Origin of the sequence: Streptomyces diacarni, assembly GCF_003323715.1 — a bacterium.
Lineage (GTDB): Bacteria > Actinomycetota > Actinomycetes > Streptomycetales > Streptomycetaceae > Streptomyces > Streptomyces diacarni.
Genome location: NZ_QOIN01000047.1, coordinates 505,945 through 529,047 on the forward strand (window position 1 = coordinate 505,945; position 23,103 = coordinate 529,047).

At 71.7% G+C, this 23,103-nt stretch carries 23 protein-coding genes; 6 read left to right on the forward strand and 17 right to left on the reverse strand.

The window, feature by feature from the left end; all coding sequences use genetic code 11:
- Positions 1 to 146 precede the first annotated feature (146 nt).
- Both DTL70_RS21570 and DTL70_RS21575 read right to left on the reverse strand, forming a co-directional pair.
- On the reverse strand, positions 147 to 2,033 hold the full coding sequence (locus tag DTL70_RS21570; RefSeq protein ID WP_114023599.1) for an AMP-dependent synthetase/ligase: 1,887 nt from the start codon (positions 2,031 to 2,033) through the stop codon (positions 147 to 149).
- A gap of 264 nt (positions 2,034 to 2,297) precedes the next feature.
- Entirely contained in the window at positions 2,298 to 3,617 is a 1,320-nt protein-coding gene (locus tag DTL70_RS21575) for an acetyl-CoA C-acetyltransferase (RefSeq protein WP_114023600.1), read from the reverse strand.
- A gap of 72 nt (positions 3,618 to 3,689) precedes the next feature.
- Between DTL70_RS21575 and DTL70_RS21580 the strand changes: the two genes are divergently transcribed.
- The 3 genes from DTL70_RS21580 (at position 3,690) to DTL70_RS21590 (ending at position 6,365) form a co-directional block, all read left to right on the forward strand.
- On the forward strand, positions 3,690 to 5,084 hold the full coding sequence (locus tag DTL70_RS21580; RefSeq protein ID WP_114023601.1) for a 3-oxoacyl-ACP reductase: 1,395 nt from the start codon (positions 3,690 to 3,692) through the stop codon (positions 5,082 to 5,084).
- Between the two features lie 26 nt (positions 5,085 to 5,110).
- A complete protein-coding gene (locus DTL70_RS21585; RefSeq protein WP_114023602.1) occupies positions 5,111 to 6,055 on the forward strand; it encodes a MaoC family dehydratase in 945 nt (314 codons plus the stop codon).
- Positions 6,056 to 6,128: 73 nt separating this feature from the next.
- Positions 6,129 to 6,365: a hypothetical protein gene (locus DTL70_RS21590; protein ID WP_114023603.1), complete on the forward strand. Its 237-nt coding sequence runs from the start codon at positions 6,129 to 6,131 to the stop codon at positions 6,363 to 6,365.
- A gap of 4 nt (positions 6,366 to 6,369) precedes the next feature.
- On the opposite strand, the gene DTL70_RS21595 is transcribed toward DTL70_RS21590, so the two are convergent.
- From DTL70_RS21595 to DTL70_RS21625, 7 genes are all read right to left on the reverse strand, one after another.
- Positions 6,370 to 7,008, reverse strand: a complete 639-nt coding sequence (locus DTL70_RS21595; RefSeq protein WP_114023693.1) for a TetR/AcrR family transcriptional regulator — start codon at positions 7,006 to 7,008, stop codon at positions 6,370 to 6,372.
- Positions 7,009 to 7,145: 137 nt separating this feature from the next.
- Complete coding sequence (locus tag DTL70_RS21600) at positions 7,146 to 8,495, reverse strand: dicarboxylate/amino acid:cation symporter (protein ID WP_114023604.1); 1,350 nt, start codon at positions 8,493 to 8,495, stop codon at positions 7,146 to 7,148.
- A gap of 392 nt (positions 8,496 to 8,887) precedes the next feature.
- Positions 8,888 to 9,205 carry a DUF4229 domain-containing protein gene (locus DTL70_RS21605; protein ID WP_114023605.1) on the reverse strand — a complete coding sequence of 106 codons (318 nt, stop codon included), beginning with the start codon at positions 9,203 to 9,205 and terminating at the stop codon, positions 8,888 to 8,890.
- A 131-nt stretch (positions 9,206 to 9,336) separates the two neighbouring features.
- Positions 9,337 to 10,032, reverse strand: a complete 696-nt coding sequence (locus tag DTL70_RS21610) for a UdgX family uracil-DNA binding protein (RefSeq protein WP_114023606.1) — start codon at positions 10,030 to 10,032, stop codon at positions 9,337 to 9,339.
- A gap of 50 nt (positions 10,033 to 10,082) precedes the next feature.
- Complete coding sequence (locus DTL70_RS21615; RefSeq protein WP_114023607.1) at positions 10,083 to 11,156, reverse strand: hypothetical protein; 1,074 nt, start codon at positions 11,154 to 11,156, stop codon at positions 10,083 to 10,085.
- 129 nt (positions 11,157 to 11,285) lie between these two features.
- Positions 11,286 to 11,738: an Lrp/AsnC family transcriptional regulator gene (locus tag DTL70_RS21620; RefSeq protein WP_114018789.1), complete on the reverse strand. Its 453-nt coding sequence runs from the start codon at positions 11,736 to 11,738 to the stop codon at positions 11,286 to 11,288.
- A 40-nt stretch (positions 11,739 to 11,778) separates the two neighbouring features.
- Positions 11,779 to 12,465 carry a UbiX family flavin prenyltransferase gene (locus DTL70_RS21625; RefSeq protein WP_114023608.1) on the reverse strand — a complete coding sequence of 229 codons (687 nt, stop codon included), beginning with the start codon at positions 12,463 to 12,465 and terminating at the stop codon, positions 11,779 to 11,781.
- A gap of 111 nt (positions 12,466 to 12,576) precedes the next feature.
- Between DTL70_RS21625 and DTL70_RS21630 the strand changes: the two genes are divergently transcribed.
- Positions 12,577 to 13,719 (forward strand): hypothetical protein, encoded by a 1,143-nt coding sequence (locus DTL70_RS21630; RefSeq protein ID WP_114023609.1) that lies wholly within the window; start codon positions 12,577 to 12,579, stop codon positions 13,717 to 13,719.
- Positions 13,720 to 13,917: 198 nt separating this feature from the next.
- Entirely contained in the window at positions 13,918 to 14,520 is a 603-nt protein-coding gene (locus tag DTL70_RS21635; RefSeq protein WP_114023610.1) for a rhomboid family intramembrane serine protease, read from the forward strand.
- A gap of 18 nt (positions 14,521 to 14,538) precedes the next feature.
- On the opposite strand, the gene DTL70_RS21640 is transcribed toward DTL70_RS21635, so the two are convergent.
- The 3 genes from DTL70_RS21640 to DTL70_RS21650 are packed head-to-tail and all read right to left on the reverse strand — an operon-like array spanning position 14,539 to position 17,533.
- Positions 14,539 to 15,120, reverse strand: a complete 582-nt coding sequence (locus tag DTL70_RS21640) for a Uma2 family endonuclease (protein WP_114023611.1) — start codon at positions 15,118 to 15,120, stop codon at positions 14,539 to 14,541.
- 44 nt (positions 15,121 to 15,164) lie between these two features.
- Positions 15,165 to 16,085, reverse strand: coding sequence for a menaquinone biosynthesis prenyltransferase MqnP (gene mqnP, locus DTL70_RS21645; protein ID WP_114023612.1), 921 nt, complete (start codon positions 16,083 to 16,085; stop codon positions 15,165 to 15,167).
- Complete coding sequence (locus DTL70_RS21650; RefSeq protein WP_114023613.1) at positions 16,082 to 17,533, reverse strand: menaquinone biosynthesis decarboxylase; 1,452 nt, start codon at positions 17,531 to 17,533, stop codon at positions 16,082 to 16,084. The genes mqnP and DTL70_RS21650 overlap by 4 nt, the downstream gene beginning before the upstream one ends.
- Positions 17,534 to 17,677: 144 nt before the next feature.
- Here DTL70_RS21650 and DTL70_RS21655 point away from each other — a divergent pair, with 144 nt between their 5' ends.
- The gene (locus tag DTL70_RS21655) at positions 17,678 to 18,070 is read left to right on the forward strand and encodes a PLD nuclease N-terminal domain-containing protein (protein WP_114023694.1); all 393 of its coding nucleotides are present in this window, start codon (positions 17,678 to 17,680) and stop codon (positions 18,068 to 18,070) included.
- An 81-nt stretch (positions 18,071 to 18,151) separates the two neighbouring features.
- On the opposite strand, the gene DTL70_RS21660 is transcribed toward DTL70_RS21655, so the two are convergent.
- The 5 genes from DTL70_RS21660 to DTL70_RS21680 are packed head-to-tail and all read right to left on the reverse strand — an operon-like array spanning position 18,152 to position 23,095.
- A complete protein-coding gene (locus DTL70_RS21660; protein WP_114023614.1) occupies positions 18,152 to 18,700 on the reverse strand; it encodes an SRPBCC family protein in 549 nt (182 codons plus the stop codon).
- A gap of 60 nt (positions 18,701 to 18,760) precedes the next feature.
- Complete coding sequence (gene ccsB, locus DTL70_RS21665; RefSeq protein ID WP_114023615.1) at positions 18,761 to 19,888, reverse strand: c-type cytochrome biogenesis protein CcsB; 1,128 nt, start codon at positions 19,886 to 19,888, stop codon at positions 18,761 to 18,763.
- Positions 19,885 to 21,687 (reverse strand): cytochrome c biogenesis protein ResB, encoded by a 1,803-nt coding sequence (resB, locus tag DTL70_RS21670; protein WP_114023616.1) that lies wholly within the window; start codon positions 21,685 to 21,687, stop codon positions 19,885 to 19,887. The genes ccsB and resB overlap by 4 nt, the downstream gene beginning before the upstream one ends.
- Positions 21,688 to 21,690: 3 nt before the next feature.
- Positions 21,691 to 22,485, reverse strand: a complete 795-nt coding sequence (locus DTL70_RS21675) for a cytochrome c biogenesis CcdA family protein (protein WP_114023617.1) — start codon at positions 22,483 to 22,485, stop codon at positions 21,691 to 21,693.
- A gap of 7 nt (positions 22,486 to 22,492) precedes the next feature.
- Positions 22,493 to 23,095: a TlpA family protein disulfide reductase gene (locus DTL70_RS21680; protein ID WP_114023618.1), complete on the reverse strand. Its 603-nt coding sequence runs from the start codon at positions 23,093 to 23,095 to the stop codon at positions 22,493 to 22,495.
- Between the last annotated feature and the right edge of the window lie 8 nt (positions 23,096 to 23,103).

Sequence of the window (23,103 nt, forward strand, 5' to 3'; positions counted from 1 at the left end):
CCGTTCCTCCCGACACGAGGGAGGCGCGTACCAAGCCGATCCCCCGACTCGTTCTCCCTGGTACTCCTGCCACGGTACCGCCGTCCCCCGGACGGGTGACCGACGGGTGGCCCGTCGTACCGTCCTCCGGCACCCGGCGCGACCCCTCAGCCACCGTAGAGCTGATCGATCTGCTGCGCGTAGTCCCGCACGATGGCCGCCCGGCGCAGCTTCATCGACGGCGTCAGGTGCCCGCCCTCCTCCGTGAAGTCCCGCGGCAGCACGACGAACCTGCGGATCGACTCGGCGCGCGAGACCTGCGAGTTGGCCTCGTCGACCGCCTGCTGGAGGTTGCGCAGCAGGTCCTCGTCGGCCACCAGGTCCGCCATGGACAGGTGTTCCTTCTTGTGCATCCGCTGCCAGTGCGCAAGCCCGTCGGGCTCCAGCGTCACCAGCGCCGCCACGTACGGGCGGTTGTCGCCGACCACCAGGCACTGGCTGACCAGCGGGTGGGCGCGCAGCCAGTCCTCCAGCGGCGCGGGCGCCAGGTTCTTGCCGCCCGAGGTGATGATGAGGTCCTTCTTCCGCCCCGTGATGCTCAGGTACCCCTCCGAGTCCAGCGCTCCCAGGTCGCCGGTGGGCATCCAGCCGTCGGCGTCCGCGTGCGGGGCGGCGCTCTCGTTCTCCGCGTCCCAGTAGCCGCGGAAGACGTGCTCCCCCTTGATGAGCACCTCACCGTCGTCCGCGATCCGCAGCGACGTGCCGGGTACGGGCCAGCCGACCGTGCCGAGGCGTGGTTTGAGCGGTGGTGTGGCCGTGGTCGCCGCCGTCGTCTCGGTCAGCCCGTACCCCTCGTAGATCGTCACGCCCGCGCCCTCGAAGAACGCGGCCAGCCGGTGGCCCAGCGGGGAGCCGCCGCAGATGACGTAGCGGCAGCGCCCGCCGAGCGCGGCCCGTATCCGCCGGTAGATCAGCGCGTCGTACAGCCCGCGCGCCGCCCGCAGCCCGACCCCGGGGCCGCCGCCGAACCCGTGCTCCTGCGCCTCGACCGCCTCCCCGTACCGCTGCGCGATCCGCGCCCCCCGGTCGAAGGAGGAGGCCCGGCCCATCTTCTCCGCCGTCGCCCGCCCGGTGTTGTAGACCTTCTCCAGCACGTACGGGATGCCCAGCAGGAACGTCGGGCGGAACCCGGCCAGGTCGGCCAGCAGGTCGTCCGTCTTGATGCTCGGCGCGTGCCCGAGCCGCACCCGCGCCCGCAGGCAGCCGATCGCCACCATCCTGCCGAACACGTGCGACAGCGGCAGGAACAGCAGCGTCGAGGGCTCCTGCGACGTCACCGATTTGAAGACCGGATGCAGCAGCTCGATCGCGTTGTCCACCTCGGCGAAGAAGTTCCCGTGCGTGAGCACACAGCCCTTCGGGGGCCCCGTGGTGCCCGAGGTGTAGATCAGCGTGGCCACCGACTGCGGGGTCATGTCGGCGCGGCGCTCGGCCACCAGCGCGTCGGGCACCTGGCGCCCCGCGTCCACCACGTGGGAGACCGCGCCCGAGCTGAACTGCCACAGGTGCTCCAGCGCGGGCAGGTTGCCGCGTTCGGCGCTCAGCAGGCGCGTCTGCTCCACGTCCTCCACGAAGCAGGCGCGGGCCTGCGCGTCCTGCAGGATGTGCCGGGCCTGCGAGGCCGACGACGTCGGGTACACGGGCACCGTGATCAGGCCCGCAGCCCACGCGGCGAAGTCCGTCAGCGTCCACTCGTAGGTCGTACGGGCCATGATGGCGACCCGCTCGCCCGGCTGGAGGCCCAGCGCGATCAGCCCCTTGGCCATCGCCAGGACCTCGGCGGCGAAGTCGCGGGCCGACATGGCCTGCCAGGATCCGTCGGGGCTCTTGCGGCTGAACGCCGGCTGCTCGGGCGCCTCGGCGGCGTTGGTGACCGGGATGTCGGCGAGGGAGCCGGTGGTCACCCGCGGTGCCAGCGGCGGCACCGAGACCTCGCGGACACGGTCGGCCTCCACGGTGGTGCGCGGCGGCGTGAGGGTGGGCGGCTGCGGCATGGTGCGGCTCCTTGGTGGTCGGTGGGTGGGATCCCCGGCCCCGCCCTTTCACCGTCTCCTGGGGCTCCGCCCGCGACTCTCGGTCCGCAAGCCCCTGGGGGCACTTCCGGGCCGAAGGCTGAGGGAGGGCTCCCGTTCAGCCCGTCTGGGGGCACCTCCCGGACGAAGTCCCAGGGAACTTGAGGACGAGCGAAGCGACTCCCGGGGCGTGGGAGGGGGAGGCCCCCAGGAAACGGTGAAAGGGCGGGATCGGGGACAACGTGCCTACGCGCGCTCCAGTACGGCGGTCACCCCCATCCCTCCGGCCGCACACACGGAGATGAGCCCTTTCGCCCCGGCGGGGGCGTCCCGCTGGGCGAGCAGCGCGGCGCCGGTCGCCACGAGCCGCGCCCCGGTCGCCGCGAACGGGTGCCCGGTGGCCAGCGAGGAGCCGGCGACGTTGAGCCGTTCCCGGTCGACGGTCGCCAGCCCGGCCTTCTCCCAGGCGGCGAGCGTGGCCAGCACCTGGGAAGCGAACGCCTCGTGCATCTCGACCAGTTCGAAGTCCTCGATGCCGAGGCCGAGCCGCTCCAGCATGCGGGGTACGGCGACGGCGGGCGCCATCAGCAGTCCGTCGCAGGCGTCCTCGCCGTCGACGAAGTCGACGGCGGCCGTCTCGTAGGCGGACAGGTAGGCGAGCGGGCGCAGTCCGCGCTCGGCGGCCCACTCCTCGCTCGCCAGGAGCACGGTCGCGGCGCCGTCGGTCAGCGGCGTGGAGTTGCCCGCTGTCATGGTCGCCTCGGTCGCGCCGCTCCCCGTGTCCCGCCCTGCGTCCCGCCCGAACACAGGTGGAAGCGCGGCGAGTTTCTCCGGCGTCGTGCCGGGGCGCAGGTTCTGGTCCCTGGCGAGCCCGTTGTAGGGCACGACGAGGTCGTGGAGCAGACCGGTGTCGTAGGCGGTGGCCAGCCGCTGGTGGCTGGTGGCGGCGAGGACGTCCTGCTCGTGGCGGCCGATGCCCCACGCGCGCGCGGTACGGGCGGCGTGCTCGCCCATGGACAGTCCTGTGCGCGGCTCGGCGTTGCGCGGGATGTCCGGCACCAGGTGGCGGGGCCGGATCCGGGCGAGTACGCGGGCTCGCTCCTTGAGCGTCTTCGCGCGCCGCGTGGCGAGCAGGAGGCGCCGCAGCTGGTCGTTCACGCCGAGCGGGGCGTCGCTGGCGGTGTCGGCGCCGCCTGCGATGCCCGCCTCGGTCTGGCCGAGGGCGATCTTGTTGGCGACGGCGACGACGGCCTGGAGGCCGGTGCCGCAGGCCTGTTGAATGTCGTAGGCGGGGGTGCGCGAGTCGAGCGCGGAGCCGAGGACGGTCTCGCGGGCGAGGTTGAAGTCGCGGCTGTGCTTGAGGACGGCGCCCGCGACGAACTCGTCGACCGCATGCGCGCCGTGCAGCCCGTGGCGCTCCACCAAACCGTCGAGGGCCGCGGTGAGCATGTCCTGGTTCGAACAGGTGGCGTAGGGGCCGTCCGAGCGTGCGAAGGGGATACGGCTGCCGCCGATGACGGCGACGCGGCGCGGACGGTCCGCGCTGATGAGGCCGGTGGAACTCATCCTCGACCAAACTCCTGACCTGAAAGTAACCTTACTCGGAAGTAAATTTACGCGAGCCGGAGGAGTTGGGGAATGGCCGACCGCTATCTTCGTTGGACGCACACAGGACCGGGCCGTTTCCTCACACGCCGGCTCGGCCTCCCCCGTCCCGAAGTACTGCACCGCTGGACCGCGGAGCGTCCCACGCTGGAGGGCGGCCCGCTGCTGCACCTGACGGCCACCGCCACGGAAGGCTGCGGCCGAAAAGAGCTGCGAGAGGCGCTGGACGGCTGCGGCCTGCCCGTCGTACACGGTCGTACGGACGTCGCACACGGTCGTACGGACGGGGAAGGACGCGTCGCCGCCGTGCTCGTCGACGCTACGGCCCTCGGCACGGTCGCGGAACTGTCGGGCGTGCACGCGTCCCTGCACCCGCTGCTGCGCCGGCTCGCGCCGTGCGGGCGCGTGGTGCTGCTCGGAGCCCGCCCCGCGCCGGACGACCACCATCAGGCCGCCGCACAGCAGGCGTTGGAGGGCTTCGTCCGCTCGCTCGGCAAGGAGCTGGGACGGGGCCGCACCGCGAACCTGGTCCGCCTGGCACCGCCGGCGCGCGTGGACTCCGCGGCCTCCACCCTGCGCTTCCTCCTCTCCCCCAGATCGGCCTTCGTCAGCGGCCAGGTGATCGAGGTGACGGCGGAAGGCCACGCGCCGGGCACCGCGGACGGCGGCACCACCGAAAACGGCGACGGAAGCGGAAGCGGCGAGGGGCGGCGCCTCGCCCTGGTGACCGGCGCCGCCCGCGGTATCGGCGAGCAGATCGCGGGACGGCTGGCACGCGAGGGCGCCCACGTCCTCTGCCTCGACGTGGAGCAGGCCGCGGACGACCTCACCCGCGTCGCGGACCGCCTCGGCGGCACGGCGCTGCCCCTGGACATCACCGCCGGCGACGCGGGAGCCCGCATCGTCGAGGCGCTGCCGGACGGCCGGCTCGACGTCCTCGTCCACAACGCGGGCATCACCCGCGACCGCAGGCTCGTCAACATGCCCGCCGACCGGTGGGCCGGCGTGCTGGACGTCAACCTGGCGAGCGTGCTGCGCACCACCGACCACCTGCTGGCCGCGGGCGCGCTGCGCGGCTCACGCGTCGTCGCCACCGCCTCGATCGCGGGCATCGCGGGCAACGTCGGCCAGACCAACTACGCGGCCAGCAAGGCGGGCGTCATCGGCTTCGTACGGGCGCTCGCCCCGCGGGCGAGAGCGGAGCACGCCACGACGGTCAACGCCGTGGCGCCCGGCTTCATCGAGACGAAGATGACGGCCGCCGTGCCGTTCGTCATCCGCGAGGCGGGGCGCCGCATGAACTCCCTCTCCCAGGGCGGGCAGCCCCTCGACGTCGCCGAGACCGTGGCCTGGCTCGCCGAACCCGCCAGCCACGCGGTCAACGGCCAGACGGTCCGCGTCTGCGGCCAGTCCCTCCTCGGCGCCTGAGCCGCCGCGACCTGAACGGAGCCCCGATGACGACACCACTGGCGCTGCACCTGCTCAAGGGAGCGCTCACCTCGCCCACCAAGCGGGGCCCCTACGCCGGCGCCCGCCTGCCGCAGGACACGCTCACCCTCCCGGCCGCAGCCCCCGGCCCCGAACACGTGCGCCGCTACGCGCGGGTGTGCGGCCACGACCCGCGCGCGGACACGCTCCCGCCCGCATACCCGCACGTCATGGCGTTTCCCCTGGCCACACGGTTGATGGCGCGCCGGGACTTCCCCTTCCCGCTCCTCGGGCTGGTCCACACCCGCATCGAGCTGACACAGCAGCGGCCGCTCGCCCGCACGGAGAGGATCGGGCTGAGCGTCCACACCGAGAACCCGGCCGCGCACCGCAGGGGGACCACCTTCGACGTGGTCACGCGCGCGGAAAGCGACGGCGAGGTCGTGTGGCACTCCCGCAGCACGTATCTGTGCCGGCACTCCGGCTCCACCCCGGACGCCGAACCCGGCCGGAGCGCACCGCCACAGGACGCGCCCCGCGAGGACGCACGTGGCGAGGACGCACGGCCACAGAGCCCCGAGCCCCTGCCCGCCGGGGAGACGTGGAGCCTGCCCGCAGGGCTGGGCCGCCGCTACGCCGCGGCCTCGGGTGACCGCAACCCCATCCACCTCCACGCCCTCACCGCCCGCGCCCTCGGCTTCCCCCGCGCCCTCGCCCACGGCATGTGGACCTTCGCCCGCTGCCTGGCGGCCCACGAGGCGGACAGCGGCGGCCGGGCCGACGGCATCGGCTTCGCGGAGGCGGACTTCAGGGCGCCCGTGTTCCTCCCGGCCCGGGTCGCGCACGCCGCCGACCAGGACACCGGCGCGTTCGAGCTGCGCGGGACGGGCGAGCGGCCCCGGCTCCACCTCACCGGACGCGTCAGCGCCTCCACCGCGAGCCACGGCGAAACCGCCACCCGTTCGGCGTAACAAGAGGAGCGGGGGCACAGGCCCGGTGGTTGCGTGGCTGGAGTAGCGATCCTCTATGACGGGAGACCGGGTAATGGTCGTCGCGAAACTGCACGAAGCAGGCCTGCGGGCCGAGCACGCCTACTGCGCGGCCCTGGCCTCGGTCGGCATCTCCTTCCTGAGCTGGGCCGCATCCGTCAAGGCGGAGAAGGCCGGCACGGACAGGGCCGACCGGTGGGGCATCTTCATCGGCGAGTGGGCGCCGACGTTCTTCGGCCTGGGCCTGGCCCTCTCCCAGTACGAGAACGGAGGCTCCCGCTGGAAGAAGTAGCCGCTCACCTCGGCGCGGGCACCCACCGGGCGCCCTTGGTGAGGTTCTCCAGGCCGGCCCAGCAGAAGTTCATCAGCGTCGCCGCCGTCTCCTTCGCGGAGGGGGCGGCGTCGGCTCGCTGCGCCGTGCGCGTGTTGGCCCACTCGGCCAGCGACTCCGCCGCGCCGACCAGCGCGTGCGCCAGCCCTGAGACCTCACGTTCGGCCAGTGCGCCGTCGCACCCGGCGTCCTGCGCCGCCTGCGCCAGCAGCTCCGTCACCAGGGTGAGCACCTCGACGCGCATCGCGGCGACCTCCCGCGCGAACGGCTCGCCCTGGGTGCGGGCACGGTGCAGCACGGCGACCCCGTCGGGGCGTGCCGCGGTGTGCGCGAAGAACGCCGTCAGCCCGTTCCACAGCTGCTGGTCGGCCGAGACGCCGCGCTCCCGCGTGCCCCGGCGCACCGCCGCCACCAGCGCGCCGATCTCCCGCCGCACGCAGGCCGTGAACAGGTCCTCCTTGGACTTGAGGTAGAGGTACACCAGCGGCTTGGAGACCCCGGCGGCCTCCGCGATGTCGTCCATGGAGGCGGCCTGGTAGCCGTGGCGCGCGAAAGCGGTCACGGCGGCGTCCAGCATCTGCCGCTCCCGCACCTCGCGCGGCATCCGCTTCTGCCCCACGCTGCCCAACTCCTCTTCCCCGTCGCCCCGTCTGCCCCGTACCGCGTCAACTCCGCGCCACCGCAAGCGTACGCGCCCCCGGCCAGGGGCCGGGGGCGCGCGAACGGAGCCGGGCGGGCAGGTCAGCCGGTGGTGACCGGCTCCTGCTGGACGGCCGGGCGGGGCCCGACGGGCGCGTCGGCGTCCTCGACGCTGAAGCTGCGGGCGTGGGCGAACATCTCGCGGTCCAGGATCTTCTCCTTGGCGGAGACCAGGACCGGGATGACGACCTGCCCGGCGACGTTCGTCGCCGTGCGCATCATGTCCAGGATCGGGTCGATGGCCAGCAGCAGGCCCACGCCCTGAAGGGGCAGGCCCAGCGTCGACAGGGTCAGGGTGAGCATCACCGTCGCACCCGTGAGCCCCGCCGTGGCGGCCGAGCCGATGACCGAGACGAAGACGATCAGCAGGTACTCCTTGAGCCCCATGTCCACGTGGAAGAACTCGCCCACGAAGATGGCCGCGATCGCCGGGTAGATGGAGGCGCAGCCGTCCATCTTCGTCGTCGAGCCGAACGGCACCGCGAACGACGCGTACTCCTTGGGCACCCCGAGCCGCTCGGTGACCTTCTGCGTCAGCGGCATGGTGCCGACCGAGGAGCGGGAGACGAACGCCAGCTGGATGGCGGGCCAGGCGCCCTTGAAGAACTGGAGCGGGTTGACCTTGGCGACCGTGCCCAGCAGCAACGGGTAGACGCCGAAGAGGACCAGCGCGCAGCCGACGTAGATGTCGGCGGTGAAGGTGGCGTAGCTGCCGATCAGGTCCCAGCCGTAGTCCTTGATGGCGGTGCCGATCAGGCCGATGGTGCCCACGGGGGCCAGCCGGATGATCCACCACAGCGCCTTTTGGAGCAGCGCCAGAACGGACTCGCCCAGCTTGAGCAGCGGTTCGGCCTTCTCCCCCAGCTTGAGCGCGGCGACACCGACGACGACCGCCATGAAGACGATCTGCAGCACCTGCAGTTCGGTGAACGGCGTGATGACGTCCTTCGGGATGATCCCGGTGAGGAAGTCCAGCCAGGAGCCCTGGGTGTCCGGCTCGGCGGCGTCCTTGGCGGACAGCCCCGTACCGGAGCCCGGGTTGGTGACCAGGCCGATGAGCAGCCCCAGCGCCACGGCGATCAGCGAGGTCGCCATGAACCACAGCAGGGTGCGGGTGGCGAGCCGGGCCGCGTTGTGCACGTTGCGCAGGTTGGTGATCGAAATGGTGATCGCGAAGAAGACCAGCGGGGCGACGGCCAGCTTCAGCAGCTGGACGAAGATCTCACCGATCTTGGTGAGCGCGGTGCCCAGCCAGGCGACGTCCCAGGTGTTGGCGACCCAGCCGAGGACCACGCCGAGGACGAGGCCTGCCAGGATCTGCGCCCAGAACGGGACCTTGGGTATGCGGAAGCCCTTCGCGGGCGTGGCGGTATCGGACGGTGACGAGGACACGGACCTACTCCGGGGGCGTCATCGAGCGCGTCGAAGGAGGCGCGCTCTCGGGCTGGAAGGGGCGTCGCGAGCAGGGATCGCAGGACGGTGCGGTCGATTCGCGCCGGAGGGTAGTCCGGCCGCGCTGTCAGCGACAGGTCGCCGACATACAGCGGCACAGATCGACGTGCAGCCTTGCCACGAGCGCCAGGGAGGGCCTTCCCCGGTGCGCGTCGGAAGTGGGGGCTGCGTTCGTCATGGCCGTCACGCTAACACTCCGTCTTTGGCTTACCCAAAGCATTGCTTTGGGGGACAGGTACGGAACAGCTCAACGCCCCGCCGGGAGAAGCACATTCCCGACGGGGCGTCGATGAGGGTGTGACGAGGGTTACACGGCTACGGGAGCCGCACGGCTACACCGTGCGCGACTCACCCTGCGGCTGGGCGCCGTCCTCCTGGGCCTGGTTGGCCGCCAGCCGCTCCTTGGCCCGGCCCACACCGCCCACGATCTGCTCGGACATCGCCTCCCGCTGCCTGCGCAGCAGCACATAGCTCAGGGGGGCCGAGAGGACCAGCGCCAGCAGCACCACCCAGATCGGGTTCGACTTGCCGATACCCGAGGGGATGACACCGAACTGCGCCAGCAGCCCGACGACGACCAGGCAGCCGACGAAGATGCCAAGCCGCATGGTGGTGTAGCGGAGCGTGGCGTGCGACCTGCTGCTGCTCACGGGATCTTCTCCCTGCTCTCGGACGTGTGGACGTTTGGGGCGTTTCGCGGATCCTCCCAGTCAAGCACAGGCCCCGCGGCGATCTTCGCCGCCCCCGGCCCGGGGAGCGGCCGGGCTCAGGTGCGCCGGTCTCACTCCAGCAACCGCGCCGCCACCCGCAGGTCGGACAGGAAGCCCGCGTACACCTCGTCCCGGTTCTCGGCGCGCAGGATCGCGGACGGATGGATCGTCGGCACCACCCGCTCCGAGCGCCCCCGCACCTCACGCTCCGTGCAGGTACCGCGCTCCTTGGTGACGCGGAACGACGAGCCGAACAGCGCCTTGCCCGCCGTGGCGCCCAGCACCACCAGCACCTCGGGCTCCGTCAGCGCCAGTTCGGCGGCCAGCCACGGGCCGCACGCCGCCGTCTCCCGCAGCGTCGGCGGCTTGTGGATGCGCCGCTTCCCCCGCCCCTGCTCATGCGCCCACTTGAAGTGCTTGACCGCGTTGGTCACATACGACTGCGCCGGATCGATCCCCGCCTCATCCAGCGCCCGCTCCAGCATCCGGCCCGCTGGGCCGACGAAAGGTTCACCCCGGCGGTCCTCCTGATCCCCGGGCTGCTCCCCGACGAGCAGGACACGGGCCCGGGCGTCCCCACTGCCGAAGACCGTCTGCGTCGCGTCCTCGTGCAGCGGACACCCACGGCAGTCCGCCGCCGCATCCCGCAGCCTGCGCAACCCCGCGTTGCCCCGCCCCGGCCGCTCCGGCAGGAACGGCGACGCGTCGTACGCCTCCTCGGGCCTGTCCGCCCCGGTCCTGCGTCCCGCACCCTTGTCAGCTGCCATACGGCTCGCGGTACCCCGCATCCCGGCGGCTGTCACAAGCCGCCTGCGGCTTACACCCGCATGGGCTGGGGCGCCTCGCGGCGGTCCGGGTCCGGCCCGTCGAAGGAGCGCAGGACACCGTGGTGGGCGTCGCGCTCGACCGGGCGGAAGCCGGTGTCGCGGATGAGCTCGACCAGGTCGTCCCGGGTGAGGACGTCCGCGTCCCGCGAGGCCTCGGCGGCCGGCGGGCCCGCCATCTCGTCGGCGCCGTGCTGGAGCGCCAGCTGGGACGTCTGCGCGCCGTGCACCGCCCAGCGGGCCGCCACGTGCGCCACGTTGTCCAGCAGCAGCCGGCACACGGCGAACGTCGCCAGGACCTCGGCGCCGGTCGCGCCCTGCGGCCCCTCGTGGCGCAGCGGAACCACAGCGCGGAAGCCACCGGTCTCGTCCTGGAGTTCACGCAGCCGCAGCAGGTGGTCGACGCGCTCGGCGAGCTCCTCGCCGTAGCCGAACCGCAGCGTGCAGACGGTGGTGAGGCCCTTGTGGTGCGCCATCCTGTGCACCCGGGCCCAGTCCTGCCAGCCCGCGCCCTCCGCCTCCCGCGCCACATCCTCGGCGTCCTCGGCGTCCGCGGCCTCCGCGCCGGGCCCCTCGAAGCCCTCGCCCAGGGAAGCCGGTGCGGCGGCCAGCAGCTCGTCGAGCACCTCGCTCTCGCTCACCTGCGAGGCGGCGGCGAAACGGCTGACGTCGGCGGCCGTGAACGCGCGCAGCGCCACCGCCTCGGGCAGGGCGGCGCGCAGCGCCCGCAGCGCCCGCACCCACTGCTCCCAGCTCGTGTCCCCGGCCGCGCCCAGGTGCAGCTCGGTGGCGCCGTCGGCCGCGAGACGGGTGGCGGCCTCGACCATGTCGTTCATGGCGTCCGTGTCGTTCACGGCGTCCGCTTCGGCGGGAAGTTCCAGGCGGCGGTGCTCGGCGAAGTACGCCACGTCACCGTTCTTCAGCGCCCGCGCCTCGTGCGCCAGACCGCCGAGCCAGGCCAGGTCGTCGGACGCGAAGAGCGCGACCCCGTCCTCGTGCCCCAGCCGCTCACCGGAGCGGACCTTCCTCTCGACGTCCGCAAGCCGTCGCCGCAGCTCCGCGTCCATTCCTCGCGCCACCTGCCTGCCTCGTTGGTGCTTGTCGCGGTGTGCTGACCTTTCGCGTCCCTCACGTTCCGGAGGGCCTTCCGGGCGCCTCCGCGCGTCCCGACGACACTACGCCAGGCCGCCGGGGCCTCACTCCTCGGGCAGCTCGCCCACCCGGTTCTCCCACTTGGTGGACAGCACGATCGTGGTACGCGTGCGGGAGACGCCCTCGGTGCCAGAGAGCCGGCGGATGGTGCGCTCCAACCCGTCCACATCCCCCGCCCGCACCTTGAGCATGTACGAGTCGTCACCGGCGATGAACCAGCAGTCCTCGATCTCGTGCAGGGAGCGCAGCCGCCCCGCCACGTCCTCGTGGTCCGTCGCGTCGGTCAGCTGGATGCCGATGAGGGCCGTCACCCCGAGCCCCAGCGAGGGGGCGTCGACAGTGGCGCGGTAGCCGGTGATCACCCCGGCCGCCTCCAGCCGGTTGATCCGGTCGGTGACACTCGGCCCCGACAGCCCCACCAGCCGCCCCAGTTCCGCGTAGGAGGCCCTCCCGTTCTCCCGCAGCGCCTGGATGAGCTGCCTGTCCACCGCGTCCATGGTGCCGCTGCCTCCCGTTGTAGAAGTCCGAACCACGAATCTAAGGCATGGGCCCGACACCGCCCCGCCCTAGCTCCCCCTCCCAGCGCCGGTACAACTGGTGCGGCACACCCGCCGCGTCCAGCACCCGCCCCGCCACGAAGTCCACCAGATCCTGGATGTGCCGGGCGCCCGCGTAGAAGGCGGGCGAGGCGGGCAGCACGACGGCGCCCGCCTCGTCCAGCGTCACCAGATGCCGCAGCGTCTGACCGCTCAGCGGGGTCTCCCGGACGGCTACGACGAGCGGACGGCGCTCCTTGAGCGTCACACTCGCCGCGCGCTGCAACAGGTCCTTCGAAAGCCCGAGCGCCACACCGGCCACACACGCCGTGCTCGCCGGAACGATCACCATGCCCTTGACCGGATACGACCCGGAGGACGGCCCCGCCGCCAGATCCCCCGGCGGCCAGTGGCGCACCCGGGCCGGGTCGGCGCCCGGCTCCGCCTTGAACGCGTCCGGGCTGCCGTCCGCGCCCCGGGCCAGCCAGCGGCGCAGGTCCGCCTCCGCGTGCGCGTCGCGGAACGGATGGCCCGTCTCGTCGAGGATCGTGAGGCGGGAGGCGCGGCTCACGACCAGATCGACGTCCTCACCGGCGCTCAGCAGACCGCGGACGACCGCGGCCGCGTACGGCGTTCCCGAGGCCCCTGAGACGCCCACGATCCATGGCACCCGTCCTGTGTCACTCACGGACCCGACCCTACTTGTGCCCTCCCGCCCCGCCGGGCGGGTCCGCCCCGGGGCCGGGAAACCCCGACAGGCTCGGGGCGGGCACGGGGGCGCCCGCGTACCCTCGACGCCATGCGTGTCACCCCGCTCCGCCTGACGGCCACAGCCACGTGCGCGACGACGCTCGTCGCCGCCCTCACCGGATGCTCGGTGGCGGAGCGGCTCACCACGGGACTCAAGGTGAAACACGCCTTCGAGAAACTCGGCGAGCAGCCGACGGCCTCGGTACTGATGTCCGTGGACGGAAGCACGAGCGAGGCCGAGAAGTTCCTGCGCGCGGCGGGCGCACCCAACACGGACACCACCCGGCACACAGCGAAGCTCCTCACCCGGGGCGAACTCACCTTCGCGGTGGGCTCCGACAAAGAGGAGACCCCGCTGAAGGAACTGAGCCGCTCGGAGCGGCTCCGCTTCGCGGCGGCGATCAACTTCGGCGGCAAGGACGTGCTGGCGGCCAAGTCGGTGGAGGAGAAGCTGTACATGCGGGTCAACCTGCGCTCGCTGGTGGCGCAGACGGGTGGCGCCACCGCGGACAAGCGGCGCGCCCGCACGCTCGTCTCGCTCGCCAAGGACCTGCCGACGACACTCGGCTCGGCCAGGGACGCGCTCAAGGGCAAGTGGGTGGAGATCGACCCCGAGTCCTTCGACGACTTCGCGCGCGCCGCCCAGGAGATCGCCGAGGACGAGAAGAAGGGCGCGTTCGGACGGCACGGACCCGCGGTCTCCGAGCAGAGCGACGAGACGAGCAAGCGCCTGAGCCGGGCGACCGCGGCGGGCCGCGCGCTCAACGGCGAGTCCGAGCGGGAGTTCCTGGAGGGCCTGGAGAAGACCCTCGGCGAGCACGCCGAGTTCCACAAGGCCGGCGAGTGGGGCGGCGCCGAGCACGTGACGGTCTCCATGCCGGCACGCGAGGCGGCGCCGGACCTCTCGCGGGCACTGGAGGCCCTGGGGGCGCGGCTGAACCCGGCCAAGGTCCCGGACAAGAAGGTCAGCGCGGACCTCCAGATCAGGCGCGGCCAGCTCACCGGCCTCACCGTGGACCTGGAGCAGTTCCTCGAAGGCGAGGACGCGAAGAAGGTGCACCTGCCGCTGCGGCTGGACTTCGGCGGCGGCCACGCCGTCTCGGTGGAGGCTCCGGACGGGGTCCGCGAGCTGAAACCGCAGGACCTGCTGGCGGCCGTGGCATTCGGCGCCCTGGGCACGGGCGGACTGTAGGCGCCATCCTGGAGAGCGGCACCGGGGCGTCCGGCCCGGGGAGCCGGCATCCCGGACCGCCTCCGGAAGCGGGCGGACCGCCGCCGGACAAGCGGGGGAACCGGAAAGGCCCCGCCCGGCGTTGTAGGGGCAACGGGACGCGTGTCGGTCCTGGGGGCATCGGGACGGCGGGGACCGCTCCTCGCGAGGGAGGCGAGCATGGCGAACGGCTCGGGGGGCTCGGGCACCAGGGCGATGGCTGCGGGAAAGCTGATCGTCGGCTGGGTGGCGCTGCTGTGGCTGCTGGAGGCCGTCGACCAGGCCACGGACAACGCGTTGGACACCTTCGGCGTCGAGCCCCGCCGCGTGGACGAACTGGTGGACGTGGTCCCGAGCGCCTTCATGCACTTCGGCTTCGAGCACCTGATCGCGAACACGCTGCCGCTGCTGATCCTCGGCTTCCTGGCGGCCCTGCGCGGGGTGGGCAGGTTCCTGGCCGTCGCCGCGACGATCATCGTGGTCAGCGGCCTCGGCGTCTGGCTCATCGCCCCGGACGGCAGCAACACCGCGGGCGCCTCGGGGCTGATCTTCGGGTTGTTCGGCTATCTGCTGGCCCGCGGCTTCGTGGACCGCAGGATCACCGACGTCGCCCTCGGCAGCGTCGTCGCCGTCTTCTACGGCTCCATCCTGTGGGGCGTCCTGCCCACCGACGCGGGCATCTCCTGGCAGGGCCACCTCTTCGGCCTCATCGGCGGCGTCGTCGCCGCCCGCCTGACCGCCGAGCCCCGCCCGGCGGGCGAGGGCAGACCGGCCTGGCACTGAGCCGCCTGGTGCGGGGCCTCACCTGTCGAGAGGCTGGGTGCGGGTCTCCCGGTCGACGGGCAGTGCGTCGGTCTCGATGGTCACCGCGCCGATGTCCATGGTGACCTCGACCGGCTTGCCGTACGGGATGACGTCCCGGCCCCGGTAACCGTCCGCCCCCGGGTTCCAGTGCACGGTGCACTCGGCGCGGTAGGGGTCGAAGATCAGGTAGTGCGCGATGCCGCGCTGGGCGTACAGCCGGTCCTTGGTGACGTAGTCGTGGTGCACGCTGCTCGGCGAGACCACCTCGATGGCGAGCTCGATCAGGTCGGGCGAGTAGACGCTGAGGTTGCGGTCGACCTCGGCCATCGGCAGGAGAGCCGAGTCCGGGCAGAGCTCGTCCAGGTCGGTGAAGCGGAAGATGACGTCGGACATGCAGCCCCACTCGGGCCCGAGCTGGGCCTCGAGGGCGTTTTCCAGGAGCCTGATCGTCCTGCCATGAAACGGCTTGACCGGACTCATCATGATGTTGCCCCCCACGATCTCCATCCGGTAGCCAGGGAACTGGTCTTCCAGACGGCTGAGCTGTGAGTGCAGGCGGTCGGTCTCCGAGACGGTCACGGCGCTCTCCCTTCCCTGCTCTCGATGGTAGAGGGAAAGGCTACTCACACACTCAGCCCGCGCACCGCGAGATCCAGCAGGGCGCACACGAACAGGGCGATGCCGATAAAGCTGTTGACCTGGAAGAAGGCGCGGTTGAGGCGGGTCAGGTCGTGGGGGCGGACGAGGGTGTGCTCGTAGCCGAAGGCGGCGGTGACGATGACGAGGCCCAGCCAGTAGAAGACGCCCGCGTCCGTCAGCAGGCCGAAGGTGACCAGCAGGGCCACGGTGACCAGGTGGGCGGCGCGCGTGGTGTGGATGGCGGCGGCGGTGCCGAAGCGGGCCGGGAGGGACTTCACCCCGTTGTCGCGGTCGGCCTCGACGTCCTGGCACGCGTAGATCAGGTCGAAGCCGCCGATCCAGATGCCGACGGCCAGGCCGAGGACGGCGCCGTGCCAGGACCAGGAGCCGGTGACGGCGAGCCACGCGCCGAGGGGGCCGATGGCCTGGGCGAGTCCGAGGATGGCGTGCGGGAAGTGGGTGAAGCGCTTCCCGTACGGATAGACGACCATCGGGAGCGCCGCGACGGGTGCCAGGGCCAGGCAGAGCGGGTTGAGCAGGGCGCAGGTGCCGAGGAAGACGACGAGGGCGACGGCGGCGCCCGTCCACGCCGTGCGCACGGAGACCGCGCCGGTGACCAGTTCGCGGCCCGCGGTGCGCGGGTTGCGGGCGTCGATCTCGCGGTCGATGATCCGGTTCGCGGCCATCGCGAAGGTCCGCATCCCCACCATGGCGACCGTCACCAGCAGCAGCTGCCACCAGTGGACGCTGCGGCTGTCGCGGTACATGGCGGTGAGCGCGGCGATGTAGGCGAAGGGCAGCGCGAAGACGGAGTGCTCGATGACCACCAGGCGCAGGAAGGCGCGGACGCGTCCGACGTCGGCGCCAGGGCCTGGGCCGACGATGCCCTCGGCGGTGCTGCTCACAGCCCGTACTCCTTCCACCGGCGCGTCACCAGGTCGGCCGTCTTCGCGTCGGACTCGATCATCTCCGGCCAGCCGCCGTCCCGCGTGTAGCCCTCCTCGGGGGTTTTGCGGGTGGCGTCGATGCCGGCCTTGCCGCCCCAGAACTGCTGGTAGGAGGCGTGGTCCAGGTGGTCGACGGGTCCCTCGGCCACGGTGAGGTCGCGCGCGTAGTCCACGTTGCCCAGGGCCCGCCAGGCGACCTCGTGCAGGTTCCGCACGTCGCAGTCGGCGTCGACGATGACGATGAGCTTGGTCAGCGACATCATGTGGGCGCCCCAGATGGCGTGCATCACCTTCTGGGCGTGCTTGGGGTATTTCTTGTCGATGGCGACGACCGCGCAGTTGTGGAAGCCGCCCGCCTCGGGCAGGTGGTAGTCGACGATGTCGGGTACGACGATCTTCAGCAGCGGCAGGAAGAACCGCTCGGTGGCCCGGCCCAGCGGCCCGTCCTCGGTCGGGGGCCGGCCGACGACGATCGACTGGAGCAGCGGTCGCTTCCGCGTCGTCACGCAGTCGATCCGCAGCGCGGGGAAGGGCTCCTGGGGGGTGTAGAAGCCGGTGTGGTCGCCGAAGGGGCCCTCTGGCAGCATCTCGCCCGGCTCCAGCCAGCCCTCCAGCACGACCTCGGCGTCCGCGGGAACCTGGAGCGGGACGGTCTTGCAGTCGACCATCTCGACGCGCTTGCCCTGCAGGAAGCCGGCCAGCAGGTACTCGTCGATGTCGGCGGGCAGCGGCGCGGTGGAGGCGTAGGTGACGGCGGGCGGGCAGCCGAAGGCGATGGCGACGGGGAGTTTCTCGCCGCGCCGCGCCGCGACCTGGTAGTGGTTGCGGCTGTCCTTGTGGATCTGCCAGTGCATCCCGATGGTGCGCCGGTCGTGCCGCTGGAGCCGGTAGAGGCCCAGGTTGCGCACCCCGCTGGCGGGGTCCTTGGTGTGGGTGAGGCCGAGGTTGAAGAAGGAGCCGCCGTCGCCGGGCCAGGTGAACAGCGCGGGCAGCCGGTCCAGGTCGACCTCGTCGCCCTGCCGAACGACCTCCTGGACGGGCGCCTCCTTCACCTTCTTCGGCGGCACGTGCGTCATGGCGCCGAGCTTCCCGAAGGCCTCGCGGAAGCCGACGAAGCCCTGCGGCAGCTCGGGCTTGAGCAGGCCGCCGATCTTGTCGCTGATCTCGTCGTAGGAGGACAGACCGAGCGCCTTGAGCAGCCGCCGGTCCGTGCCGTAGACGTTCATGGCCAGCGGCATGTCCGAGCCCTTGACGTTCTCGAACAGCAGCGCAGGGCCGCCCGCCTTGTTCACCCGGTCGACGAGCTCCCCGACCTCCAGGTGCGGGTCGACCTCGGCCTTGACCCGGACGAGGTCACGGTCACGCTCCAGCGCCCGCAGGAGCGAGCGGAGATCGTCGTATGCCATACCCCTCAGTATCTCCCTCGCGGCCCGCGCCCTGAGCGCCGGGGCCTCCGCGCGGCCCATTACGCTGGCACCGTGGGACCCGGACGCCGGGCCCCGCACCGCATCCGTCCGGCGGCATCTCGCACCCAGGGGGCGTTCCGCGTGATCATCAGGCTCCTGCCCGTCCTCGTGATCCTGGCCCTGTGGATCTACGCGTTCATCGACTGTCTGAACACCCCCGAGAACGAGGTGCGCAAGCTGCCCAAGGTGGTGTGGGTCATCCTCATCCTGCTGTTCGGGCAGGTGCTGCTGGGGCCCGTCGCCTGGTTCCTGGTGGGACGCCCCCGCCGCAACACGCCCTACGGCGCGGTCCGTGCCGACGAACGCCGCTGGGTCGCCCCCGACGACAACCCGGACTTCCTCAAGTCCCTGGAGGGCGGCCGGCCGCCCGAGGGGGACGACGAGAGGGGCCGGGGCGGCGACTCCGCGCCCGAGCCGCGGCACCCGGACGAGGAGCTGCGCGACAAGCGCCCGGACCGCAACCAGGACGAGTCCTGACCGACCCTCCTGGCGGCACTCCCCTCCCGCCTTCTTCTCGGCGGAAGGCGAGCCGCTCCCGCGGTAAGGGAGCCCGAAGGCTCACACGCGGTCGGCGTACTGCGCGCGCAGCGCGGCGAAGCGGGCCGGCGTCCAGGCGTCCCAGTCCGCCGGACGCCCCCGCAGCTCCTCGCCCAGCAGCTCGAAGTGCTGGTGCCAGCCGGCGAGGGTGTCCAGCAGCCGGCCCAGATCGCCGGTGAAGTCGTTGCGGAAGCGGACGCGGGTGCCCTCCTCGTCGAGCGCGCCGCGCAGGGTGAAGCCGAAGGAGCCGCGCGCGTCGACCGTGTACTCGGCGAGTCGCCGCCTGGACCAGGCGGTGATCCGGCCGGGCGACGTCGGGCGCGGATCGGCGTCCGCTCCCCCGTCCAGCCAGCGCAGCGTCACCGCTCCGCCGGGTCCCGGCTCGAAGGGGTCGGCCGCGGCCAGCCACCCCCGCAGTCCCGCTGGGGTGGCGACCGCCGCCCAGACGCTCTCGGGCGGGTGCGGAAAGGACAGCTCGAAGCCGACGGTGTGGGCGGCGCCGTCGGCGCTGCTGCGTGCGCTTCCGTAGGGCACCCCACCGGGTGCCGCCTGCGCGCTGTCGGTGCTCATGGCTCCACCTTCACCTTCGTCCCGCGCCGTGAACCCTGTGCTGTGCGAAGGGGCGGGTGCTCAGACGCCCGCGTAGGAGTGCTTGCCGTTGAAGAAGATGTTCACGCCGTAGTAGTTGAACAGGAAGCAGGCGAAGGCGAGGAGCGCGAGGTACGCGGCCTTGCGTCCCTTCCAGCCCGCCGTGGCGCGTGCGTGCAGGTAGCAAGCGTAGGCGACCCAGGTGATGAACGACCAGACCTCCTTCGGGTCCCAGCCCCAGTAGCGGCCCCAGGCGTCGCCCGCCCAGATGGCGCCCGCGACGATGGTGAAGGTCCAGAACGGGAAGACGGTGGCGTTGATCCGGTAGGCGAACTTGTCGAGGGAGGCCGCCGAGGGCAGCCGCTCCAGGATCGAGGTGCCCACGGCTCCGGGCTTGCCGCCGCCCAGCAGCTTCGTCTCGTAGGAGTCGCGGAAGAGGTAGAGCAGCGAGCCGACGGCGCCGAGGTAGAGCAGCGCACCGCAGATGATGGCCAGCGAGACGTGGATCCACAGCCAGTAGGAGTGCAGCGCGGGCACCAGCTGGTCGCTGTCGGTGTACAGGACGGTGACGGCCAGGCCGAGGTCCAGCAGCACGGTGGTGACCAGCGGCAGCCCCATCCAGCGGACGTTCTTCTTGGCGATCAGGAAGCCCAGGTACCCGGCGACGGCGACCATCGAGAAGGCCGTCGAGAACTCGTACATGTTGCCCCAGGGGGCGCGCTGCACCGACAGGGAGCGGGTCAGCACTCCGGCGAAGTGCAGCAGGAAGGCGAGCACCGTCATGGAGACGGCGATGCGTCCGTACATGTCGCCCTGCTGGTCGCCCGCCGCGGCGCCGGGGCCGTCGGGCAGGTCGCCGCGCTTGCCGCTGCCGGAGCGGGTGACGATCTTCGGGGTCTTCGGCGGAGCGGGCTTCTCCAGCACGGCCGTACCGCCCTCGGCCGCCTTGGCCCGTACGGACACGCCGCCGGACTGGGCGGGCACGGCGTCGTCGGCGCCGGGCTTCTTCGTCAGGGCTGCGGCGGTGCGGGCCACCTTGCTGCGCGAGCCGAACGTCCACTCGGCGATGTACGCGCAGAAGGCCAGCACGTAGACGGCCATCGCCGAATAAATCAGATAGTTGCTGATCTGAGCGAGCTGCTCGTTGGGCTCGGCTGCCAGGAGATTCACTTGCCTGCTCCTTCGGGGGCTTGGGCAGGATCGGCCGGTGTCTTCGACGCGTCCGCCTCATCGGTGGCGGCCTCGTCGGCGGCGTCGGCACTCGTCTCGGACGCGACGGGTGCCGCGTCCTGCATATCGGTAGCGAGGGAGGCGAGTTCGTCGGGCAGCCGAGCGGACTCGCTGCGGCCCAGTGCCGCCATCTCGACGACGGTGCGGCCGTCGTCGCCCGCGTACGCCCGCACCCACACGCGGCGGCGCTGGATGAACAGCGACCCGGCGAGCCCCGCGATGGCCGCCAGCGCACCGCCGAGGGCCCAGCCGTTGCCCACCTGGTGGGAGACCTGGAAGTTCGCCCACTCCTTGACGCCCTCGAACTCCAGGGAGCCCGCGCCGTTCGGCAGGGTCATGGTGTCGCCGGGGGTGAGCTTCTTGGCGAAGGGGCTGCCGTCCTTCTCCTTGAACTTCTCCATGTTGTCGGTGTCGAGCTGGTAGACGTTCTGCGCGGGACCGCCGTCGACGCCGAGGTTGCCGTGGTAGGCGGTCAGGAACATCGCCGGGTTCTTCAGCAGGGGCGACTGGGAGAACATGGTGCCGCTGTCCGGCTGGAAGTCCGGGACGAAGAAGCCCTGGAAGCCGACCTGGTCCTTGCGGCCCTTGGCGTCCACGTAGTCGGGAACCTTGACGACGCCGCTGGAGGTCTGGTTGTTGTCCTGCTGGAGGAAGGGCACGGGACCGCGGTAGGCGAGGTTGCCCTTGCCGTCCTTGACGGAGACGACGGGCGCGTAGCCGTTCGCGATCAGGTAGACCTTGGAGGAACCGACCTGGAGCGGATGGTTCACCTTGATCGTGCTCTCGGTCCCCTCCGACGTGCCGCCCTCGGTGTGCGTGATCTCGGCCCGGTAGTCGCGCGCGGTGCCCTTGTTGGGGCCGCTCGTCTCATACGTGGCGTGGAAGTCCTTCAGCCGGAAGGAGAAGGGGTCGAGCATGTCGGAGGTGAACAGCGAGCCCGACTGGAAGTCGTCGTACTGGGTCAGCACGTTGGAGAAGCTGTCGCCCTGGACGATCAGTTTGCGGCCCTCGGACTTGAACAACTGCCCGGAGGCGAACGCCAGCAGCAGGACGATCAGCGCGATGTGGAAGGCCAGGTTGCCGGCCTCCCGCAGATAGCCCTTCTCCGAGGCGACGGCGCCCCTCGACGGTCCGCCGTCGTCCTGCTCCTGATGGGTGCGGAACCGCCTGCGCCGCAGCAGCGTCCTGGCGGCGCCCAGCACCTGATCGGGCGCGGCCTCGGTGCGCCAGGTGGTGTAGACGGGCATCCGGTCGAGACGGCGCGGGGCGCGCGGCGGACGCGACCGCAGCTGGCCGACGAACTGCCAGGTGCGCGGGACGATGCAGCCGATCAGCGAGACGAACAGCAGAATGTAGATCGCCGAGAACCACACCGAGGTGTAGACGTCGAACAGCTGGAGCTTGTCGTAGAGCGGCGCCAGCGTGGTGTGGTCCGCACGGAACTTCTCGACCTTGAGCGCGTCCACCGGGGTCTGCGGGATGACCGAACCGGGGATCGCGCCCAGCGACAGCAGGAAGAGCAGGATCAGCGCCACCCGCATGGACGTCAGCTGCCGCCAGAACCACCGCGCCCAGCCCAGCGGCCCCAGCGAGGGAACGTTCAGCTTCTCCTCGCTCGGCGCCGTCGACAGCTGCGCCGCGGCCTCCCGCTCCTTGGCCGCCTCGGACTCGCCCGCGGCGCCCGCGCCCTGGGTCCCTGTCTCGGTACCGACGTCCTTGCCGGTATCGGTCGTGCTCATGGATCAGATCCCCACAGTGAAGTCGGACGACCAGACCGTGATCTCGTAGACGATCCGGTCCCAGATGCCTGTGACGAGCAGGACACCGACGACGACGAGCATCCCGCCGCCGAGCCGCATGACCCACGCGTAGTGCCGCTTCACCCAGCCGAAGGCGCCCAGCGCACGGCGGAAGGCGAGGGCGGCGAGGACGAAAGGAACGCCCAGCCCCAGACAGTAGGCCACCGTCAGCAGCGCACCGCGGCCCGCGCTCCCCTGGTCCGAGGAGAGCGTGAGGACGGCGGCGAGGGTCGGCCCGATGCAGGGCGTCCAGCCGATACCGAACAGCACCCCCAGCATGGGAGCGCCCGCCAGCCCTATCGCGGGCCGCTTGTGGATGCGCACCTCCCGCTGGGTGAAGCGCGCCAGCGGACCCAGCACACCCATGAAGGCGAGCCCCAACAGGATCGTCAGCCCGCCCAGCACCTTGGAGATGACGTCCCGGTGCTCCTGGAGAGTGGCACCGAAGCCGCCGAAGAGGGCGCCGCCCGAGACGAAGACGGCGGTGAAGCCCAGCACGAACAGGCCGGCCCCCAGGAACATCCGGCCGCGCCGCGCCTCGGCCAGGTCGGTGCCGCTGACCCCCGTGACGTAGGAGAGGTAGCCGGGCACCAGCGGCAGCACGCACGGCGAGAAGAAGGAGACCAGTCCGCCCAGCAGCGCGATGGGCAGCGCGAGCAGCAGGGCGCCGCCGAGGACGGTGTCGTTCATGCCCGAGGACGCGAGGGAGACGACGGGGCCGGCCGCGAGGGAGGTCATGAGGCGGTCACTTCGCGTCGATCAGGGGGTCGAGCGCCGAGCGCAGTTCCTTCTCGCTCAGCGACTTCAGTGCCCGCACCGCGACCTTGCCGTCCTGGTCGAGGATGAGGGTGGAGGGGATGGCCTGCGGCGAGAGGGTGTTCTTGGGGAACTTGAGGATGAGCTTGCCGCTGGGGTCGTAGAAGCTCGGGTAGTCGACGTCGTAGCTGCGCTCGAACGCCTGCGCGTTCGCCTTGTCCAGGTCGCGGGTGTTGATGCCGAGGAACTGGACGCCCTTGTCCTCGGTGTCGTGGGCGACCTTGGCCAGGTTGGGAGCCTCCGCGCGGCAGGGGCTGCACCACGAGCCCCACACGTTGAGCACGACGACCTTGCCCTCGTAGTCGGAGAGCTTCAGCTTCTTCCCGTCCACCGAGGTGCCCGCCAGATCCGGCGCCTCGGTGCGCTTGCCCTCGGGCACCTCGGTGATCTCACCCGTGCCCTTCACGAACTTCGTGTCGCCGGAGGACGAGCCGGGCTGCTCGCCGCTGCACGCGGACAGCAGCAGCGCGCCGGCGGCGACCCCGGCGGCCAGCAGGGTGGTGCGGCGGCGGGAGGCGCGGGTCTGGCTCATGTGAAAAG

Bases quoted from the DNA above. Each gene is read 5' to 3' on its own strand.
- DTL70_RS21570 (WP_114023599.1), bottom strand. From the start codon at position 2,033: ATGCCGCAGCCGCCCACCCTCACGCCGCCGCGCACCACCGTGGAGGCC.
- DTL70_RS21575 (WP_114023600.1), bottom strand. From the start codon at position 3,617: ATGAGTTCCACCGGCCTCATCAGCGCGGACCGTCCGCGCCGCGTCGCC.
- DTL70_RS21580 (WP_114023601.1), top strand. From the start codon at position 3,690: ATGGCCGACCGCTATCTTCGTTGGACGCACACAGGACCGGGCCGTTTC.
- DTL70_RS21585 (WP_114023602.1), top strand. From the start codon at position 5,111: ATGACGACACCACTGGCGCTGCACCTGCTCAAGGGAGCGCTCACCTCG.
- DTL70_RS21590 (WP_114023603.1), top strand. From the start codon at position 6,129: ATGGTCGTCGCGAAACTGCACGAAGCAGGCCTGCGGGCCGAGCACGCC.
- DTL70_RS21595 (WP_114023693.1), bottom strand. From the start codon at position 7,008: ATGCCGCGCGAGGTGCGGGAGCGGCAGATGCTGGACGCCGCCGTGACC.
- DTL70_RS21610 (WP_114023606.1), bottom strand. From the start codon at position 10,032: ATGGCAGCTGACAAGGGTGCGGGACGCAGGACCGGGGCGGACAGGCCC.
- DTL70_RS21615 (WP_114023607.1), bottom strand. From the start codon at position 11,156: ATGGACGCGGAGCTGCGGCGACGGCTTGCGGACGTCGAGAGGAAGGTC.
- DTL70_RS21620 (WP_114018789.1), bottom strand. From the start codon at position 11,738: ATGGACGCGGTGGACAGGCAGCTCATCCAGGCGCTGCGGGAGAACGGG.
- DTL70_RS21630 (WP_114023609.1), top strand. From the start codon at position 12,577: ATGCGTGTCACCCCGCTCCGCCTGACGGCCACAGCCACGTGCGCGACG.
- DTL70_RS21635 (WP_114023610.1), top strand. From the start codon at position 13,918: ATGGCGAACGGCTCGGGGGGCTCGGGCACCAGGGCGATGGCTGCGGGA.
- DTL70_RS21650 (WP_114023613.1), bottom strand. From the start codon at position 17,533: ATGGCATACGACGATCTCCGCTCGCTCCTGCGGGCGCTGGAGCGTGAC.
- DTL70_RS21660 (WP_114023614.1), bottom strand. From the start codon at position 18,700: ATGAGCACCGACAGCGCGCAGGCGGCACCCGGTGGGGTGCCCTACGGA.
- resB (WP_114023616.1), bottom strand. From the start codon at position 21,687: ATGAGCACGACCGATACCGGCAAGGACGTCGGTACCGAGACAGGGACC.
- DTL70_RS21675 (WP_114023617.1), bottom strand. From the start codon at position 22,485: ATGACCTCCCTCGCGGCCGGCCCCGTCGTCTCCCTCGCGTCCTCGGGC.
- DTL70_RS21680 (WP_114023618.1), bottom strand. From the start codon at position 23,095: ATGAGCCAGACCCGCGCCTCCCGCCGCCGCACCACCCTGCTGGCCGCC.